General features: G+C 69.4%; 13 protein-coding genes. 6 read left to right on the top strand and 7 right to left on the bottom strand.

Going from position 1 to position 16,621, the window contains the following annotated elements; all coding sequences use genetic code 11:
- Nucleotides 1-14: 14 nt before the first annotated feature.
- Both AWB94_RS10145 and AWB94_RS10140 read left to right on the top strand, forming a co-directional pair.
- Entirely contained in the window at nucleotides 15-692 is a 678-nt protein-coding gene (locus AWB94_RS10145) for a response regulator transcription factor (protein WP_084395562.1), read from the top strand.
- A gap of 3 nt (nucleotides 693-695) precedes the next feature.
- Nucleotides 696-2,126, top strand: coding sequence for a sensor histidine kinase (locus AWB94_RS10140; protein ID WP_084395561.1), 1,431 nt, complete (start codon nucleotides 696-698; stop codon nucleotides 2,124-2,126).
- Here the strand turns inward: AWB94_RS10140 and AWB94_RS10135 are convergent.
- The 3 genes from AWB94_RS10135 to AWB94_RS10125 form a co-directional block, all read right to left on the bottom strand.
- Entirely contained in the window at nucleotides 2,041-2,403 is a 363-nt protein-coding gene (locus AWB94_RS10135) for a DUF3054 domain-containing protein (protein WP_234811682.1), read from the bottom strand. The genes AWB94_RS10140 and AWB94_RS10135 overlap by 86 nt on opposite strands.
- Nucleotides 2,396-3,487 carry a M23 family metallopeptidase gene (locus tag AWB94_RS10130; protein WP_234811681.1) on the bottom strand — a complete coding sequence of 364 codons (1,092 nt, stop codon included), beginning with the start codon at nucleotides 3,485-3,487 and terminating at the stop codon, nucleotides 2,396-2,398. The genes AWB94_RS10135 and AWB94_RS10130 overlap by 8 nt, the downstream gene beginning before the upstream one ends.
- A 128-nt stretch (nucleotides 3,488-3,615) precedes the next feature.
- Nucleotides 3,616-4,731, bottom strand: coding sequence for a lysylphosphatidylglycerol synthase transmembrane domain-containing protein (locus tag AWB94_RS10125; protein ID WP_062660352.1), 1,116 nt, complete (start codon nucleotides 4,729-4,731; stop codon nucleotides 3,616-3,618).
- Between the two features lie 75 nt (nucleotides 4,732-4,806).
- Between AWB94_RS10125 and AWB94_RS10120 the strand changes: the two genes are divergently transcribed.
- Nucleotides 4,807-5,967, top strand: a complete 1,161-nt coding sequence (locus AWB94_RS10120; protein ID WP_234811680.1) for an AI-2E family transporter — start codon at nucleotides 4,807-4,809, stop codon at nucleotides 5,965-5,967.
- Here AWB94_RS10120 and mmpL3 read toward each other — a convergent pair.
- From mmpL3 to trmB, 3 genes are read right to left on the bottom strand one after another with little or no spacing between them, the layout of a single operon-like run.
- Nucleotides 5,964-8,855 (bottom strand): trehalose monomycolate exporter MmpL3, encoded by a 2,892-nt coding sequence (gene mmpL3 / locus AWB94_RS10115; RefSeq protein ID WP_062660351.1) that lies wholly within the window; start codon nucleotides 8,853-8,855, stop codon nucleotides 5,964-5,966. The two genes, AWB94_RS10120 and mmpL3, sit on opposite strands and share 4 nt — an antisense overlap.
- 54 nt (nucleotides 8,856-8,909) lie before the next feature.
- Complete coding sequence (locus tag AWB94_RS10110) at nucleotides 8,910-9,635, bottom strand: NYN domain-containing protein (RefSeq protein ID WP_062660350.1); 726 nt, start codon at nucleotides 9,633-9,635, stop codon at nucleotides 8,910-8,912.
- A 17-nt stretch (nucleotides 9,636-9,652) separates the two neighbouring features.
- Nucleotides 9,653-10,495 (bottom strand): tRNA (guanosine(46)-N7)-methyltransferase TrmB, encoded by an 843-nt coding sequence (gene trmB, locus AWB94_RS10105; protein WP_109762710.1) that lies wholly within the window; start codon nucleotides 10,493-10,495, stop codon nucleotides 9,653-9,655.
- A 171-nt stretch (nucleotides 10,496-10,666) separates the two neighbouring features.
- Between trmB and AWB94_RS10100 the strand changes: the two genes are divergently transcribed.
- The 3 genes from AWB94_RS10100 (at nucleotide 10,667) to AWB94_RS10090 (ending at nucleotide 14,963) form a co-directional block, all read left to right on the top strand.
- A complete protein-coding gene (locus AWB94_RS10100; RefSeq protein ID WP_062660349.1) occupies nucleotides 10,667-11,572 on the top strand; it encodes a hypothetical protein in 906 nt (301 codons plus the stop codon).
- On the top strand, nucleotides 11,569-12,969 hold the full coding sequence (locus tag AWB94_RS10095) for a hypothetical protein (protein WP_062660348.1): 1,401 nt from the start codon (nucleotides 11,569-11,571) through the stop codon (nucleotides 12,967-12,969). Before AWB94_RS10100 ends, AWB94_RS10095 begins: the two co-directional genes overlap by 4 nt.
- Before the next feature lie 167 nt (nucleotides 12,970-13,136).
- The gene (locus tag AWB94_RS10090) at nucleotides 13,137-14,963 is read left to right on the top strand and encodes a phosphoenolpyruvate carboxykinase (GTP) (protein WP_062660347.1); all 1,827 of its coding nucleotides are present in this window, start codon (nucleotides 13,137-13,139) and stop codon (nucleotides 14,961-14,963) included.
- Between the two features lie 182 nt (nucleotides 14,964-15,145).
- Here AWB94_RS10090 and AWB94_RS10085 read toward each other — a convergent pair whose 3' ends face one another.
- Nucleotides 15,146-16,519, bottom strand: coding sequence for a DUF2867 domain-containing protein (locus AWB94_RS10085; protein WP_062660346.1), 1,374 nt, complete (start codon nucleotides 16,517-16,519; stop codon nucleotides 15,146-15,148).
- Nucleotides 16,520-16,621: the final 102 nt, after the last annotated feature.

Below are 16,621 nucleotides of genomic sequence, written 5' to 3'. Positions count from 1 at the left end.
AAAGCACCGGTCGCATGGTGCTCATGGTCGACGACGACCCGGACGTGCGAACGTCGGTGGCCCGCGGGCTACGGCATTCGGGGTTCGACGTCCGGGTCGCGGCCAACGGCAAGGAGGCGCTTCGCCTGCTGGCGACGGAGGCGCACGACGCGTTGGTGCTCGATGTGCAGATGCCCGAGCTCGACGGGGTCGCCGTGGTGACCGCGCTGCGCGCGCTCGGCAACGACATCCCGATCTGCGTGCTGTCGGCCCGCGACACGGTCAACGACCGCATCGCCGGCCTGGAGGCCGGTGCCGACGACTACCTGACCAAACCGTTCGATCTCGGTGAGCTGGTGGCCCGGCTGCATGCGCTGCTGCGCCGCGCCGGTCACTCCGAGCAGCCCTCGGACGTCATGTCGGTGGGGCCACTGACCATCGACACCGCGCGGCGGCTGGTCTTCGTCGACGGTGACCGGGCGGACCTGACCAAACGGGAATTCGACCTGCTGGCCGTGCTCGCCGAGAACGCCGGCGTGGTGCTGTCGCGACAGCGCCTGCTGGAACTGGTGTGGGGCTACGACTTCGACGTCGACACCAACGTCGCCGACGTGTTCGTCTCCTACCTGCGGCGCAAGCTCGAGCGGGACGGCCATCCGCGGGTCATCCACACGGTGCGCGGTATCGGCTACGTTCTGCGGGAGGAGGCGTAGCGCGTGCGGCTGTCCCGGTTCGGTCGGTCGGCGTCGCTGCGCACCCGGGTGGCGTTGGCATCGGCGGTCGCCGCCGCGGCCGTCGTCGCCGGGTTCACCATCCTGACCTCGGTGGTGCTGGCCAGTAACGACGACGCGCAGCTGGACCGGCGGCTGGACTCGATCGTCGAGGCCAGCATGTTCCCCGAACAGCTTTCCGATCCCAAACGCGGGGTGCTCACCACCGGTCGGTCACTGTCCACCGGGCAGGTGATCTTCCAGCGCGGTTTCCAGCTGCCGTCGTTGCCGCCGGGCACCGACACCGTCACCGTCAACGGCGTGGACTACCGGGTGCGTACCATCATGATGACCCAGCAGGCCGGAAATGTACTGGTATCCATCGGGATCCGGGCCGACAGCATCCTGCTGAACCGGGCCAGGATCCCGGTCTACACCGCCGTCGGAGTGTTCACCGTGATCGTCGCCGGCGGACTGGGCTGGTTGTTGGCCGGGCCCGCGGTGCGGCCGCTGCGCAAGCTCACCGAGCAGACCAGCCGGCTGAGCGGCGGCACCGAACAGATGCCCGCGGTCACCGGTGCGCGGGAGGCCGAGGAACTCTCCGAAGCGATGGCGGGCATGCTGCACCGGCTGGCCGCCGCACAGCAGGCCACCTCGAATTCCCTTCAGGCGGCTCAGGATTTCGCAGCCAACGCCGCCCACGAGCTGCGCACCCCGCTGACCGCCATGCGGGCCGATCTGGACACCCTGCGGATCCACAACCTGCCCGACGAGGAACGTGACGAGGTGATCGCCGACCTGCTCCGGGCCCAGCTGCGGGTCGAAGCCACCATCACCGCGCTGGGCCAGCTGGCCTCGGGTCAGCTGGCGCAGGTCGAGGACCGCGAGCCCATCGACGTCACCGATCTGCTGGATCGGGTGGCGCGCGAGAACATGCGCGCCGGACGCGCAGTTGACATCAGCGTGGAGGCCGACGACGACCTGGGTACCGTGTGGGGCTGGCCGGGCGGCCTGCGGCTGGCGGTGGACAACCTGGTGCGCAACGCCGCCACCCACGGCGGCGCCAAACATGTTGTGCTGACCGGGCATCGGCGGACCCACACGATCGACATCGTCATCGACGACGACGGGGTGGGAGTGCCCGTCGCGGAACGCGATATCGTGCTGGGCCGGTTCGCGCGCGGCAGCACCGCCGCGCCGGGCGGTTCCGGGCTGGGGCTGGCGTTGGTCACGCAGCAGGCCGAACTGCACGGCGGTGAACTGGTGCTGTCGGACAGCCCGCTGGGCGGCCTGCGCGCCACGCTGACGATCGCGATCTCCGCACCGGTGGACCCCGACGCCACCGTCCCGGTCAAGACCGGGATGCAACCTTGGCTGCGGCGCGCCAACCGAGTAGCAGGATGGCGGTCGTCAGGGTTGCAACCACCACAAAACTGAACGCGGTGCCGGCCGACGTCGCCTTGCGCAACAGCATCCCCACCGCCACGGTGGCCACCCAGACGATCAGCCCGGTCGGTGTGATCGAGGTGGGCCGCCCCCAGCCGCGGGCGATCAGCCAGCCCACCAGGGTGCCGGTCAGGAACGGCCAGGCCGTCTCGGCGACCCCGGTCAGCGTGACCCCCTCGGCGTGGCTGCGCCGGCCGACGGTGCAGAAGACGATGACGGCCACCGCATCGGCAACCGCGGCGGCCAGGACGGTGTTGCGCTTATTCACCGGGATAGTCCATCACATCGGAAACCAATGGCGTGACCGCCGATTCGTCGCGGGCCTGGTTCCCCGGCCGCAGTGGGGCCGGTCGGCCGGCGATCAGGGTGTCGAAGACGTCGACGGTCGCGGTCTGGGCGTCCAACCGGAAGGACCGGAACACGAACGGCAGCCCGTCCGAGCGCAGCGGATCGGGACCGTCCATCACATGGAAATGCAGGTGCGGTGCGTCCGAATTTCCGGTATTGCCGAGGCTGCCGAGCACTTCACCTGCCTTGAGGTGTTGTCCTGGCTGGACTTTCACGCTCCCGGTCGCCAGGTGGGCGTACAGCGCATAGTTGCCGTCGCCGAGGTCTTGTACGACGTGGTTGCCCGCGTACTGGTCCAGCGCCAGTCCGGTGGGGGTCTGGCCGGGCACCTGCTCGGGCAGACCGTCGAGCACCGCCACCACCGATCCGTCGGCGACGGCGTGCACATCGGCACCGAAGTACCGGTAGCTGGTCAGCTTGCCGGGGGCGCCGGCGAGCAGCCGGTAACCCGTATCGAGCTGCACGTAGTCGATGGCGAACCGCTCCGCGGCCCACAGCTGGCCGTCGAGCGGGTTGAGCGCCATCCGGTGCGGGGTCATCTCACAGCACCCGTTGGCGTCCAGCCATTTCGGCCCGCGCAGCGGCGGGTCGATCTGTACGGGCTTACGGGTCTGTACCGGCACCGCGGCCACCGTCTCGGTCACGATCGCGGGCAGCAGCGGGGGAGCGGGCCGGCTGATCGCCACCGTGACCGCGTGATCCAGCCGGTCCGGGACATTGCCGGGCGCCACCGTGGCGTCCAGCCACACCGCGGCGGTCTGGGCGGGGCCGATGGTGGTGGTCGGCTTCCCGGCCTCGCCCAGCACCCTCGTCCAATGGGCCAGCGCCGCACCGGATATCGACAGCAGTGCCGCGTCGCCGCCGCGCACGGTCACCGTCTGCAGCGTCACCTCCTGGTTGAGCGCGTTGGTCAACAGCAGCTCGTAGGCCAGATGGGTGCGTCCGTCGGTGGCCGGGACGGGCACGGGTGCGGCCACCACCCTGGCCAGTAACGGGGTGGCCACGGGTTTCCCGGCCGGACCGGGCGATGTGGACGTGGTGGCCGGAGCCGGGGCGGGGCCCGGTGTGCCCGTACACCCGGCCGCCAGCACGACGGTACTGAAAATTACTACTGTCCAACGTATTCGGCGCATCACGTCCCCGAGCGCCGCGGGTTCTCGGGATCGGGTGTGACGGTCAGCGCTTCGACATCCGGGTCGAGGTCCACCTCGGTGCGGAACATGAAGAAGAACACCACCCAGCCGATCGCCGAGATGAAGATCCAGCTCACCAGGCGATAGATCAGCATGGCCGAAATAGCTTGGGCCAGAGTCATTCCGCTCGATACCAGACCGGGAACCAGGACCGCTTCCACCACCAGCAGCCCACCCGGCATCAGCGGGATGGAGCCGACGGCGCGGGCGGCCGCGTAGGCCACCGTCAGGCCGGCCAGCGACGGGTGGCCGCCGGCGGCGTAGGCGGCGAAGGCCAGGCACGCGACATCGGCGATCCAGTTGAACATCGACCAGCTGAACGCGTTGGTCAGCGCCCGGCGGCTCAAACTCACCGATTCCAGCTGCGCGAGCGTCTTGCGCCACTTCGCCAACCCGGTGTCGGCCGGGCGGCCACGCACCGAATTGACCCAGGACAGCAGCCGCACCCCGATCCCGTCGATCTGCTGCGGGTTGGCCGCGACGGTCTGAGCCAGCAGCAGCAGCGCGACGAAACCGCCCAGGGTGAAGATCAACGACAGCGGGTTCTTGCTGGCGCCCAGCAAGAACGCCCCGCCCAGCCCGAGCAGCGCCAGGCCGACCACCTGCAGCACTCCGGACATCACCAGCTGCCAGGACGCCACCACCGGCGACGCGCCCCAGATCCGCTGCTGGCGGTAGACGAACGTCGCGGAGAGTACCGGGCCGCCGGGCAGTGTCGTCGACAACGCGTTGCCGGCGTAGAAGGCCGCCTCCGACCGCCACTGCCGCACCCGCACCCCGGCCGAACGCAACAGCGTGCGCTGGATCTGGGCGAAGCTGTGCATCGAGGCCATCGCGGCGACCACCGCGGCCAGTACCCACCACCAGTTCGCCGACAGCAGGCTCTTCCACGCCTTGGCCAGCTGATCCCAGACCAGGACCAGTTCGACGGTGAGCACCACGACGGCGATCGCGATGACGACCCAACGCGCCCACCAGTACTTGCCGCGGGGGCGGCCGTCGGGTGGGCGGGCCTCGTCGTGGTCGCGGCTCGTCGGCGCGTCGTCGTGCGACACGCCTTTCAGGGTAACGGCCGGTGTGGTGCGGAAACGTCTGTTGGGCGGGCGCGCCGCGCCGTTACGCTCGAACGCATGAGCCTGATGCCCAGTGCCGACCCTGTGGCCGACGAGTCGGTCAGCCCGCTGGTCCGTAAGGCCGCCGCCTGGTCGTGGCGGCTGCTCGTCATCGGCGCGGCGCTGGTTTCGCTGCTGTGGGTCATCACTCACCTGGAGCTGATCTTCGTGCCGGTGGCGCTGGCCGCCATGATGGCAGCGTTGCTGCTGCCGGCGGTGGATCTGCTGCACGCACGCCGGGTGCCGCGCGGCGCCGCGGTGGCCACCGTGATCCTCGGCGCGATCGCCGTGGTGGGCGGCATCATGACCTTCGTTGTGAGCCAATTCATCAGTGGCGCACCGGATCTCGTCGAGCAGGTGACGCGCAGCATCGACGGGTTGCGGGTCTGGCTGATCGAGGGCCCCGCCCACCTGAGCAAGGACCAGATCGACCACGCCGGCGACTCGGTCATCACCGCGTTGCGGGAGAACCAGGCCAAACTGACCAGCGGTGCGCTGTCCACCGCGGGCACCATCACCGAGATCGTCACCGGCGCCCTGCTGGTGCTGTTCACGCTGATCTTCCTGCTCAACGGCGGCCGCGACATCTTCGCCTTCGTCACCAAGATCTTTCCGGTGGCGGTCCGCGACCGGGTCCGCGACGCCGGGCGGGCGGGGTTCCGCTCCCTGATCGGCTACGTGCGGGCGACCTGCCTGGTGGCACTGGTGGACGCCGTCGGCATCGGCACCGGTCTGGCCATCATGGGGGTGCCGCTCGCGTTACCCCTGGCGTCGCTGGTGTTCCTCGGCGCGTTCGTGCCCCTGGTGGGTGCGGTGCTGACAGGTGGCATCGCGGTGATCGTCGCGTTGATCGCCAAGGGCTGGGTGTACGCCCTGATCACCCTGGGCCTGATCATCGCGGTGCAACAGCTGGAAGCGCATGTGCTGCAACCGATCGTGATGGGCCGCGCGGTCTCGGTGCACCCGCTGGCGGTGGTGCTGGCCATCGCAGGCGGTGGTGTGCTGGCCGGCATCGTCGGTGCGCTGCTGGCGGTACCGATCGTCGCGGTGCTCAACAGCGCGGTGCGGGTACTGCTGGCACCCGACCCGGACACCGAGGAAGCCGTGCTCGCCGCGGAGACTCCCGACGTGCGCTCCGGTACGGAACTCGCCGCCGATGCCGGGACCGACTCCGGTTAGAGCCGGCCCTCGCGGCGCAGCAGATCGGCGGCGCTGAGCCCACCGCTGCGGCGCGTCGGCGCGTCGTCACCGGCCTCGGTGTCGCGGATCTTGGAGGTATCCAGCTTCTCGGTGGCATCCGCATCCCGTTGCGTCGGGATGGCGGTGGTCGGGGCATTACCGGCCGGGTCGCCCATCGCAACGGTGGGTTGTGCCGACGGGCGCGGCGGCTGCGCGGTGCTCCCGCTGCTGCGCAGGTCACCGAGCCAGGACTCGATCTCTCGCTTGTCCCGGCTGGGCTCGCCACGGCGGGTCCGCTCGGTGCCGGCGGCGTTGACCGCGTTGCGGGCCGCGTCGATGGCCACGGTCGCCGGGGACTCCGGCTGTGCGGCGAACCGCGTGGTCGGCGGCTCGGGCGCGGTGGCGCCGGTGGTCGGGATCCGCGTCGTGCCCGCGGCCGACGGTCCGGCCGGGCGCACCGGCGGGATCGGGGGACGGCCACCCGCCGGCGATACCGGTGCCGGGTGGGTGGGATCGTGGGCGGGCAGCGCCTGCATCGGGGCTCCGGCGCCGACCAGGGCGGCCGGATCCGGGGCCGGCTCGCCGGAGTCGCGCACGGTCGGCCGTTTGCGCTCGTCGGGCAGCTCCACCTCGCCCAGCCCGATGCGTTCCTGCACCCGCTTCATCCACTGCGGTGCCCACCAGCAGTCGTCGCCCAGCAGCTTCATGATCGCGGGCACCAGGAACATCCGGATGACGGTGGCGTCCAGCAGCAGGGCGATGAGTAGGCCGAAGGCCAGGTACTTCATCACCACCAGATCGGAGAACGCGAACGCCGCGACCACCACGGCCAGCACCAGCGCGGCGCCGGTGATGAGTCGGCCGGTGGTGGCGGTGCCGATCCGGATCGCCTCGGCGGTGGACAGGCCGCGCTCGCGGGCCTCCACCATCCGGGACACCAGGAACACCTCGTAGTCGGTGGACAGACCCCAGATGACCGCGATGATCAGGCCGATCATCGGGGCGAACAGCGGCTGCGGGGTGTAGTTGAACAACCCGGAACCGTGCCCACCCTCGACGAACATCCACGTCAGGATGCCCATCGTCGATCCGAGCGTCAGCGCACTCATCAACGCGGCCTTGATCGGCAGCACCAGCGAGCCGAACGCCAGGAACATCAGGATCGTCGTGGTGATCACCAGGATGACCACCATCAGCGGCAGCTTGTCGAACAGCGTCAGAATGCTGTCCTGAGCCAGTGCCTGGGTACCGCCGACCATGATCGTCGTGCCCCGCGGCGGCGTCAGCGCCCGCAGCTCCTGGATCTTCTTGGGCGCGGTGGCGCTGTTGACCAGGCCGTTCTGCAACACCCGGACCGACGGATCCTTGGATCCGCTCTCCTGCGCCGAGCGTTCCTGCCACATCTTCGCCGGGTTGTCGCTGCCCGCGAATCCGGAGATGGTCTGCGCCTCGGCGCGCACCGCGGCCAGCTGCTGATCGGTGATCGGCTCGCCGTTGTCGCTACGGATCACCAAGGTCAGCGGCTCGGTACGGAACCCGGAGAACTCCTGGTCGAACTGTTCCTGGGCCATCCGCACGGGGTTGTCCGGCGGCAAGTACTTCTCGCTCAGACCGCCGAGGGCCAGCTGGCCGATCGGGATGACCAGCAGGGTCATGATGATCAGGATCGGTGCCGCGAAGGCGATGGGCCGCTTCATCACGACGTTGACCAGCCGGCCCCAGAAGCCCTTCTCGACCTCTTCCCGGGTCTTGGTCTTCTGGGTCTTCTCGATGAACCAGTCGATGATCTTGCGGGAGAACGGCCAGTTGGCCAGGAACGGGATCCGCAGCAGGGTGCGCACCCCGAGCGCGTCGACATTGGTGCCCAGGATCGCCAGCGTGGCCGGCAGCACCGTGATGGACAGGAAGGCCGCCAGCAGCACCGAGGCGATGATCGCGTACGTGATGGATTTCAGGAAGCCCAGCGGGATCAGCAGCAGCGGCAACGAGGACGCCACGATGATCACCGAGGAGAATGCCACCGTGCGTCCGGCGGTCATCACCGAGCGGCGGACCGCCGCCTCGACGTCGTAGCCCTCGGCGAGTTCCTCGCGGAAGCGGCTCACCACGAACAATCCGTAGTCGATGGCGATACCGAAGCCCATCATCGTCACGACCGGCTGGGCGAAGAAGTGCACCGGGCCGAACTCGGCGGTGATCCGCAGGATGCCCAGCGCACCGCCGATGGTCAGGCCACCGATGATGGCGGGCAGCGCGGCCGCGACGGCGCCGCCGAACACGAAGAACAGCACCACCGCCACCAGCGGCACGATCGCGATCTCCGCGCGGGCCTGGTCGGTGCCGATGGTCCCGGTCAGCTCACTGGCCAGCGGGTTCAGGCCGGCGAGTTTGATATCGCCGCCGTTGACCTTCTTCAGGTCGGGTTCGATGGCCTGGTAGTTCTTCAGGATGGTGTCGTCGTCGTCGCCCTTGAGCGGGACGCTGATGAAGGTGTGCCGAAGATCCTGCGTCTTCATCTGGCTGACGGTCGGATCGGTGGTGTCAGGGGCCTTGAGCCAGCCCACCCAGCCCACGATCTGATCGGGGTGGTCCTTGACCACCTGGTCGAGTTCCCCGACGACCTTCTTCTGCCAGTCCCTGTCGGTGACCTTCTTGTCATCCGGCGGCGTGAGGATGGCCACGACGTGGCTGGTCCGGTCGCGGCCGTACACCTCGTCGGCCAGTGTGGACGCCCGCACCGACTCGCTGCCGTTGTCGTAGAACCCACTCTGGGTGACGTGCTGACCGAGGCTCGCCCCGAACAAGCCGCCACCAAGGCACAGTGCGACCAGGACACCGATCACTATGTATCGGAATCGGTACACCGTTCGACCCCACCAGGCGAACACGTCAACTCCTTAATATGCTCTGGTCACGCTGCGCGCGCATATCACTTCTGTTGTCTATAAGCGCGAGGTCAGAAGCGCGGACAGCGGCCGGAAGGGCTGCAGCCAAGCGCCCTGCTCGGGCAGCGAATCAAGGCCGATTCGCGGTAACGGCTCCCGGAAGACACCTGCGATGTCCTCCAGGTCGACAAACTCCAAGGTATCCGACGCTAACGCCCAACTGGCATGTTCGCGAAATCCGAGCACCTGCACCGGAATGCCGTCGTGAGCTATCTCTTCCAGCGGCGCCCGGAACGCCTGACCGTCGGCCGACGCCACGACCAGCCCGGCCAGGCCCTCGCTCCGGCGGAGCGCGATGTGGCTGAGCATGTCGCTGTCGACGTCGCTGTCTTCATCGATCTTGGGTTTGGCGAAAACCGCGAAGCCCACGTTACGCAGCGCCTCCACCCACGGGCGGACGACATCGGCGCTACCAGGGGCGATGTTGGTGAAGACGGTGGCTTCCGGTTCCACCAGAACTTCCGGCTGGGCGTCGGCCCCGGTGTCAGGCGTGGGTGCGGCGGTGGCCGAGATATCGGCGGTGCGCTGCAGCAACCAGCGGCCCAGGGCGTCGAACCGCGGACGGTGCGCGGCCGTCGGCCGGCCGCCGAGAATGGAACCCAACCCCATGTCCAGGTTGGGCGCATCCCAGACCAGCAGCACCTTGCGGATCACCGGGGTGTGCACGCCCTCCGCGGGTGCCGCGACCTCGGGTACCGCCGGAACGTCGGTTGCGATGCTCATCGGCCAGCCACCTCTGCTCACTCCGTCATTCCACGGGTACGTACCCACACCAGCTCGGCGATATCGCGGCCGGCCTGCAAACCCTTGCCTTCGTACTTGGTCTCGGGTCGTCGGACGGAGATCGGCAACGCGCCGGGCGCGGTGGTGTCGGGAACACGGCGCAGCCTCGGCTCGGCGTCACCCACCTCGGCGATCTGTTCGGCGTACTCGGCGTGGTCGGTGGCGGCGTGCAGCACGCCGCCCGGTACCAACCGGTCGGCGATCAGCGCCACCGTCTCGGGCTGCAGCAGCCGCCGCTTGTGGTGGCGGGCCTTGGGCCACGGATCGGGGAAGAAGATCCGCACGCCGGTCAGCGAGGCCGTACCGAAGATGTGCTCCAGTACATCGACACCGTCGCCGCGGATCAGCCGGATGTTGCGGACGGGGTGATCGCTGCCGGTGGAACGGTCGATCGCGCCCAGCAGCTGGGCCAGCCCGCGCCGGTAGACCTCCACGGCCACCACGTCGAGGTGCGGCTCCTCGATGGCCATGGCCAGCGTCGACACGCCGGTGCCGCAGCCGATCTCCAGCACCACCGGCGCCTGCCGCCCGAACCACTGCGCGATATCGCGGCTCAGCGGCCGGCCGGCGGCGTCGCGGGCCTCGGCCCCGATCTCGGGCCAGCGCCGCTCCCACAGCTCCTGCTGGTTGCCGCTGAGTGTGGAGCGCCGGTTGCGGAAGCTGCTGACCCGCCGATGATGGTGTTTCTGCTCGGGGGCGTGCTGCGGACCGTCCGTTGTGCTCCGGCCCGAGGCGCCCGAATCCGACAGCTCGTGGCGGGCTTCCTCGCGCTGGGCATGCATCGGTCCATCGTCGCTCATCGAGGCCGATCTACCTGCATCGTGGTGCAGATTGATACCCAACAGTTGCCGAGTGCGGCATGTGCGGAAAAACACCGTTCACGAGTACGTCGGCGCGGTGTCACCATTTGAAGTGGGAATTGGTAGCAGTGCGACTCGTGAGGTAAGGAGCCGGTCATTCTCGCCGACGTCTTGGCGGCCTTCGCCGCGGAAAGCGGCGAGTCCGGGCTGGCCCCGATTCTGCGGCGGTCGAACCGGCCGATCCGGGTCGGCGTGACCGGCCGCCGCGGCACCGGATGTACGACGGTGACCGCCGCGCTGCGGGCGGCGGGCCGCACCGTCGTCACCGGCCCGGTCGACGCCACGGTCCTGGTGGTCGCCGAGACCGTCAAACCCGAGGATCTGGCTCATTGCGGCCCGAACACCCTGGTCGTGCTCAACAAACAGGACCTGCTCGGCTCGGCACTGCCGGCTCAGCTCGCCGCGGTGCGGGCGCGCACCGGGCGACCGACGGTGCCGATGAATGCCCTGTTGGCGCTGGCCTCGGCGGCCGCGCTGGACAAGTCGCTGGTCGGTGCGCTGCGGGTGATGGCCGCCGACCCGCCCGATCTGTCCTCGACAGACGCGGTGACCGCCGGGCCGCACCCCGTCGACGCCGCGCTCCGCGGTCGGTTGCTGACCCTGCTGGACCGGTTCGGCATCGCCGCGCTCACCGCGGCGGTGCGGGCCGGCGCGGACCCGGCGTCGTTGCCGGCCCTGATGCGCGAGCTCAGCGGTCTCGACGACGTGCTCGGCGCGCTCGACGCCGTGACGGCTCCGCAGCGCTACCGGCGCCTGCAGGTCGCGCTGACCGAGGTGCGGGCGCTGGCGGTGCGTTCCGGGAACGGCGACCTCTGGGCATTGCTGGCCTCCGACCGGGTGGTGCTGGCGGAGATGACGGCGGCGGCCGAGGTGCTGCGCGCCGCCGGGTTGCCGGTCGGTGCGAACGCCGACGCCCGACGTTGGAGCCGTTACGGCCGGGGGCCGCTGAACGCGCTGCACCGCAGCTGCGCGAGCGCGCTGACCAGGGGATCGCTGCGGCTGGCGGCGCGCAGATGACCACCCCGGGGGCCGAGCAGGGCATTCCCGACGGGGTCGACCCGCCGGAGGTGACGCACCGCGACGTCGTGCTGGTCGCCGGCCCGTGGCTGGCCGGGGTGTCGGCGTTGGCCGCCGCCCTGCGGGCCCGGATGCCGGACCGGACCTTCGTCGAAACCGGTGACCTGCCGCCCGACCAGGCGCCCTCGGCGGTCGTCTTCGCGGTGTCCGCGGTCGCACCGCTGACCGAATCGGACGCGGTGTTGCTGGACGCCGCGGCCCGGCACACCGATCTGGTGATCGGGGCGGTGACCAAGACCGACGTCCATCGCGGCTGGCGGGCGGTGCTGGCCGCCGACCGCGATGCGGTGGCCGCCCGGTCGCCGCGCTATGCCGGCATGCCGTGGGTCGGCGTCGCCGCGGCACCCGAGGCGGGCGCACCGTCGCTCGACGAGCTGGTCGACGTGCTGTCCGACGGTCTCGCCGACACCGCTGCACTTCATCGAAACAGATTGCGGGCGTGGGAAACTCACCTCACCGAGCGAATCGGCGAGCTGTCCTGCGCGCACCGGCCGGACGGTCGGGCGGTGCGGCTGCGGGCCGAGCGGGACGAGCTGCTGCGGGCCGGGCGGCTGCAGCGGTCGCAGCGCAACATCGCCCTGCGCAGCCAGGTGCAACAGGCCCGGGTCCAATTGGGTTACTTCGCCAGGAACCGGTGTGCGTCGGTGCGCACCGAACTGTCCGAGGATGTGGCCGACTGGAACGGCCGGCGCGCCGAGCGGCTGGTGTCCTATGTGCAGCGGCGCTGCGCGGAGGTGGTCGGCGAGGTCGACGACGGCATCACCGAGCACCTGACCGACGTCGCCGCCGAGCTCGGCCTGTCCGTACCGGAGGTGCCGCCGGCCGCGTCGGTACCGGACGCCGGCGCCCCGGGACTGCGGTCCAGGACGCTGGAGACCCGACTGATGATGGTGCTCGGCGCGGGCTTCGGGCTGGGCGCCGCGTTCGCGGTCAGCAGGCTGTTCGCCGGGCTGGCGCCCGGGCTCACGGCGCTGGGCGTGGGGGTGGGCGCGGTCGCGGGCCTGCTGCTGACGGTGTGGGTGATCGGGATCCGCAGTGTGCTGCACGACCGGGCGGTGGCGGACCGCTGGATCGGCGAGGTCACCGGACGGCTGCGGGAAGCCACCGAGCAACGCGTCGCGCACCGGGTGCTGATGGCAGAGGTTCGGTTCACCGGGGAGGCCGCCGCCCAGGATGAACGTGCGGCTGCGGAACTGGCGCGCCGTATCGAGGAGATCGACGCCGAACTCCGCGATATCGCGGCGCTCACCGCGCGGTCGGCGGCCGTCGGTGAGCGCGAACTGCCACGGCTGCGCACCGCGCTGGCCAGGGTTTGCGCCGGGTTGGAAAGTGGGTAACAGAAAGAGGCAGTCAACTGGCGTATCTGAATCGTTCTTGTGAGTGATCGGACATTGTTCCGATTCACCACGGGTATGTCACGGGCGTTAACCTCTCCATAGGGACGACCGTGACCTATCAGTTATCGCCGATGCTACCGGCGCGTAACCTACGCAGGAGATATTAGATGACCTCAGCGACCATTCCCGGTCTCGACAGTGCACCGACCAAACATCAGGGGCTGTTGGCCTGGGTCCAGGAGGTTGCGGAACTGACGCAGCCGGACCGGGTGGTTTTCGCCGATGGCTCCGAAGAGGAATACGAACGCCTGACGGCCCAGCTGGTCGAGGTCGGCACCTTCCAGAAGCTCAACCCGGAAAAGCAGCCGAACTCCTACCTGGCGCTGTCCGACCCTTCCGATGTCGCCCGGGTGGAATCGCGCACGTTCATCTGTTCCGAGCGTGAGGTCGACGCCGGCCCCACCAACAACTGGATGGCGCCCGCCGAGATGCGCGGCATCATGACCGAGCTGTACCGCGGCAGCATGCGCGGCCGCACCATGTGGGTCGTGCCGTTCTGTATGGGCCCGCTGGACGCCGAGGATCCCAAGCTCGGCGTCGAGATCACCGACTCCGAGTACGTCGTGGTCTCGATGCGCACCATGACCCGGATGGGCGCGGCGGCGCTGGCCAAGATCGGCGACGACGGGTTCTTCGTCAAGGCACTGCACTCCATCGGCGCCCCGCTGGAGCCGGGCCAGCAGGACGTGCCCTGGCCGTGCAACGACACCAAGTACATCAGCCACTTCCCGGAGACCCGGGAGATCTGGAGCTTCGGGTCCGGCTACGGCGGTAACGCGCTGCTCGGCAAGAAGTGCTACTCGCTGCGGATCGCGTCGGCCATGGCCCACGACGAGGGCTGGCTCGCCGAGCACATGCTGATCCTCAAACTGATCTCGCCGGAGAACAAGGCGTACTACATCGCCGCGGCGTTCCCGTCGGCATGCGGTAAGACCAACCTCGCCATGCTGCAGCCCACCATCCCGGGCTGGCGCGCCGAGACCGTCGGCGACGACATCGCCTGGATGCGGTTCGGCAAGGACGGCCGGCTGTACGCCGTCAATCCCGAGTTCGGCTTCTTCGGCGTCGCGCCGGGCACCAACTGGTCGTCCAACCCGAACGCGATGAAGACCATCGCCGCCGGCAACACCGTCTTCACCAACGTCGCCAAGACCGACGACGGTGACGTCTGGTGGGAGGGCCTGGAGGGGGACCCCGACCACCTGATCGATTGGAAGGGCCAGGACTGGTACCGGGAGTCGGAAGACAAGGCCGCGCACCCGAATTCGCGCTACTGCACACCGATCTCGCAGTGCCCGTCGGTGGCCCCCGAGTGGGACGACCCGCAGGGTGTGCCGATCTCGGCGATCCTGTTCGGCGGCCGCCGCAAGACCACGGTGCCGCTGATCACCCAGGCCCGCGACTGGCAGCACGGGGTGTTCATCGGGGCCACCCTGGGCTCCGAGCAGACCGCCGCGGCCGAGGGCAAGGTCGGCACCGTCCGGCGCGACCCGATGGCCATGCTGCCGTTCCTCGGCTACAACGTGGGCGACTACTTCCAGCACTGGATCAACATCGGCAAGAACGCCGACGAGTCCAAGATGCCGAAGATCTTCTTCGTGAACTGGTTCCGCCGCGGCGACGACGGCCGCTTCCTGTGGCCGGGCTTCGGGGAGAACAGCCGCGTGCTCAAGTGGGCGGTCGAGCGGATCGAGCACAAGGCCGACGGCAAGTCGACCCCGATCGGCATCGTGCCCACCGCGGCCGACCTCGATCTGGCCGGCCTGGACGTGGATGCCGCCGATGTCGACGAGGCGCTGGCGGTCAACACCGAGGAATGGCGGGCGGAGCTGCCGCTGATCGAGGAGTGGTTCGAGTTCGTCGGTGAGAAGCTCCCGACGGGCATCAAGGACGAGTTCGACGCGCTGAAGACCCGGCTGGCCGAGTCGAACTGACGTCGCGACGCGCACACCACGACGCCCCCGGCCCAGGCCGGGGGCGTCGTGTTTGCTACGTTGCGGTCACTGGGTCGCTGTCACCGGTGTGGACCGGTGGCATCGGCGCCAGCGACCGGGAGTCGTTGCTGACCGCCGGTCGAACCGGCGCGATGCGGATGGTCGACAAACTGGCGGCGCTGCTACCTGGTGACCCGCCGTAGCGTGTCGGCGAGGGCGGCTCGATTCAGCGGCCGCGACACGTACCAGTAGAGCTGTCCGGCAAGACCTTTGGGTATGAACGTGGCTCGCTGGCGCACCCGCGTGCCGGACCCCTCCATGGGTTCGACGGTCCGTTCCAGCCATGCCGTGCCCGGTGTGCGGGTCTGCGCCCGCAAGCGCAGGAACTGACGGTCGGTGCTCTTGTCGACACGCCATCGGCTGCGTCCCGGCCCGACGGGGAACCGGCCGAACATGCCGGTGGCGCAACCGGCTAGGAGTTCATCCCAGATCTGGTCGACCGCCTTCGGGCAGTCCGCGCTGTGGGTTTCGGTGTAGATCACCTCACCGGCCCAGCCGGGGTCCGACGGCAGCGGGTCCGACGGCGCGCCCGTCGCGGACGTGGTGGCCCAGGTGGGGCGCCCTTCGCCGGTCGCCGCGAATCGCAGCGCCAATGCCACGGCCTGCCGGTAAGCGGTCGGCCCGCCGGGCGGCGGCGCGATGACGGTGTCGATATCGTGCTCGGTGGCAACGGCATTGGTGCTCAGCGACTCGATCAGGGCGCGCCCGATGCTGCGCGGGACCGGCGTCACCAGGTCGATCCACAAGCCGGCCAGCCGCGGTGTGAGGATGGGCAGCACCAGGATCCGGCGCCGTGCCAGACCGGCCACTTCGGCGTAGATCTGCATCATCTCGCCGTAGCGCAGCACGTCGGGTCCGCCGATGTCGTAGGTGCGACTGCGGGGCAGATCCGCGGTGGCGGCCTCGATCAGGTAGTGCAGCACATCGCGGACCGCAATGGGCTGTATGCGGTTGTTGACCCAGCGCGGTGTGGTCATCACCGGCAGCCGGTCCGTCAGGTGCCGGATCATCTCGAATGACGCCGAGCCGGACCCGATGACCACACCGGCTTGCAGCGCGATGGTGGGGACACCGGAATCGATCAGGATCTGCCCCACCTCGGTGCGTGAGCGCAGATGGGTCGACAGTGCCTCGGAATCGGCGTGCAGGCCACCCAGATACACGATGCGACCGACTCCCGCCCGCCGCGCCGCCTCGGCGACATTGTGGGCGCTGCGACGCTCCTGCTCGATGAATTCGCCGGCGCTGTTCATCGAATGCACCAGGTAGTAGAGGACGTCGACATCGCGCAACGGCGCCGCCAGGGTGGCCGGATCCGTCAGGTCGCCGCGGACGACTTGCACGTCGGCCGCCCACGGCACCGCCCGGACCTTGTCCGGGTCGCGGACCAGCACCCGCACCTGGTGGCCGGCGTCCACGAGCCGCGGCGTGAGGCGAGCGCCGATGTATCCGGTGGTCCCGGTGACCAGCACCCGAAGCGGTCTGTCGTCCGTCACTGGTCTCCTCGCCGGGCTTTCGGATCGAGCAAAGAATCAAGCAAACCGGTATGCCACGGTAACGCCGAACCGAAACCGGCACCTCGCCCGGACCGGGCGCGG

Origin of the sequence: Mycolicibacterium canariasense, from assembly GCF_002101555.1 — a bacterium.
In the GTDB taxonomy this organism is placed as follows: Bacteria; Actinomycetota; Actinomycetes; order Mycobacteriales; family Mycobacteriaceae; genus Mycobacterium; species Mycobacterium canariasense.
This window is presented reverse-complemented; position numbering and strand designations above follow the sequence as displayed.

Bases quoted from the DNA above. Each gene is read 5' to 3' on its own strand.
- AWB94_RS10145 (WP_084395562.1), top strand. From the start codon at position 15: ATGGTGCTCATGGTCGACGACGACCCGGACGTGCGAACGTCGGTGGCC.
- AWB94_RS10090 (WP_062660347.1), top strand. From the start codon at position 13,137: ATGACCTCAGCGACCATTCCCGGTCTCGACAGTGCACCGACCAAACAT.
- AWB94_RS10095 (WP_062660348.1), top strand. From the start codon at position 11,569: ATGACCACCCCGGGGGCCGAGCAGGGCATTCCCGACGGGGTCGACCCG.
- AWB94_RS10110 (WP_062660350.1), bottom strand. From the start codon at position 9,635: ATGAGCATCGCAACCGACGTTCCGGCGGTACCCGAGGTCGCGGCACCC.
- AWB94_RS10120 (WP_234811680.1), top strand. From the start codon at position 4,807: ATGAGCCTGATGCCCAGTGCCGACCCTGTGGCCGACGAGTCGGTCAGC.
- trmB (WP_109762710.1), bottom strand. From the start codon at position 10,495: ATGAGCGACGATGGACCGATGCATGCCCAGCGCGAGGAAGCCCGCCAC.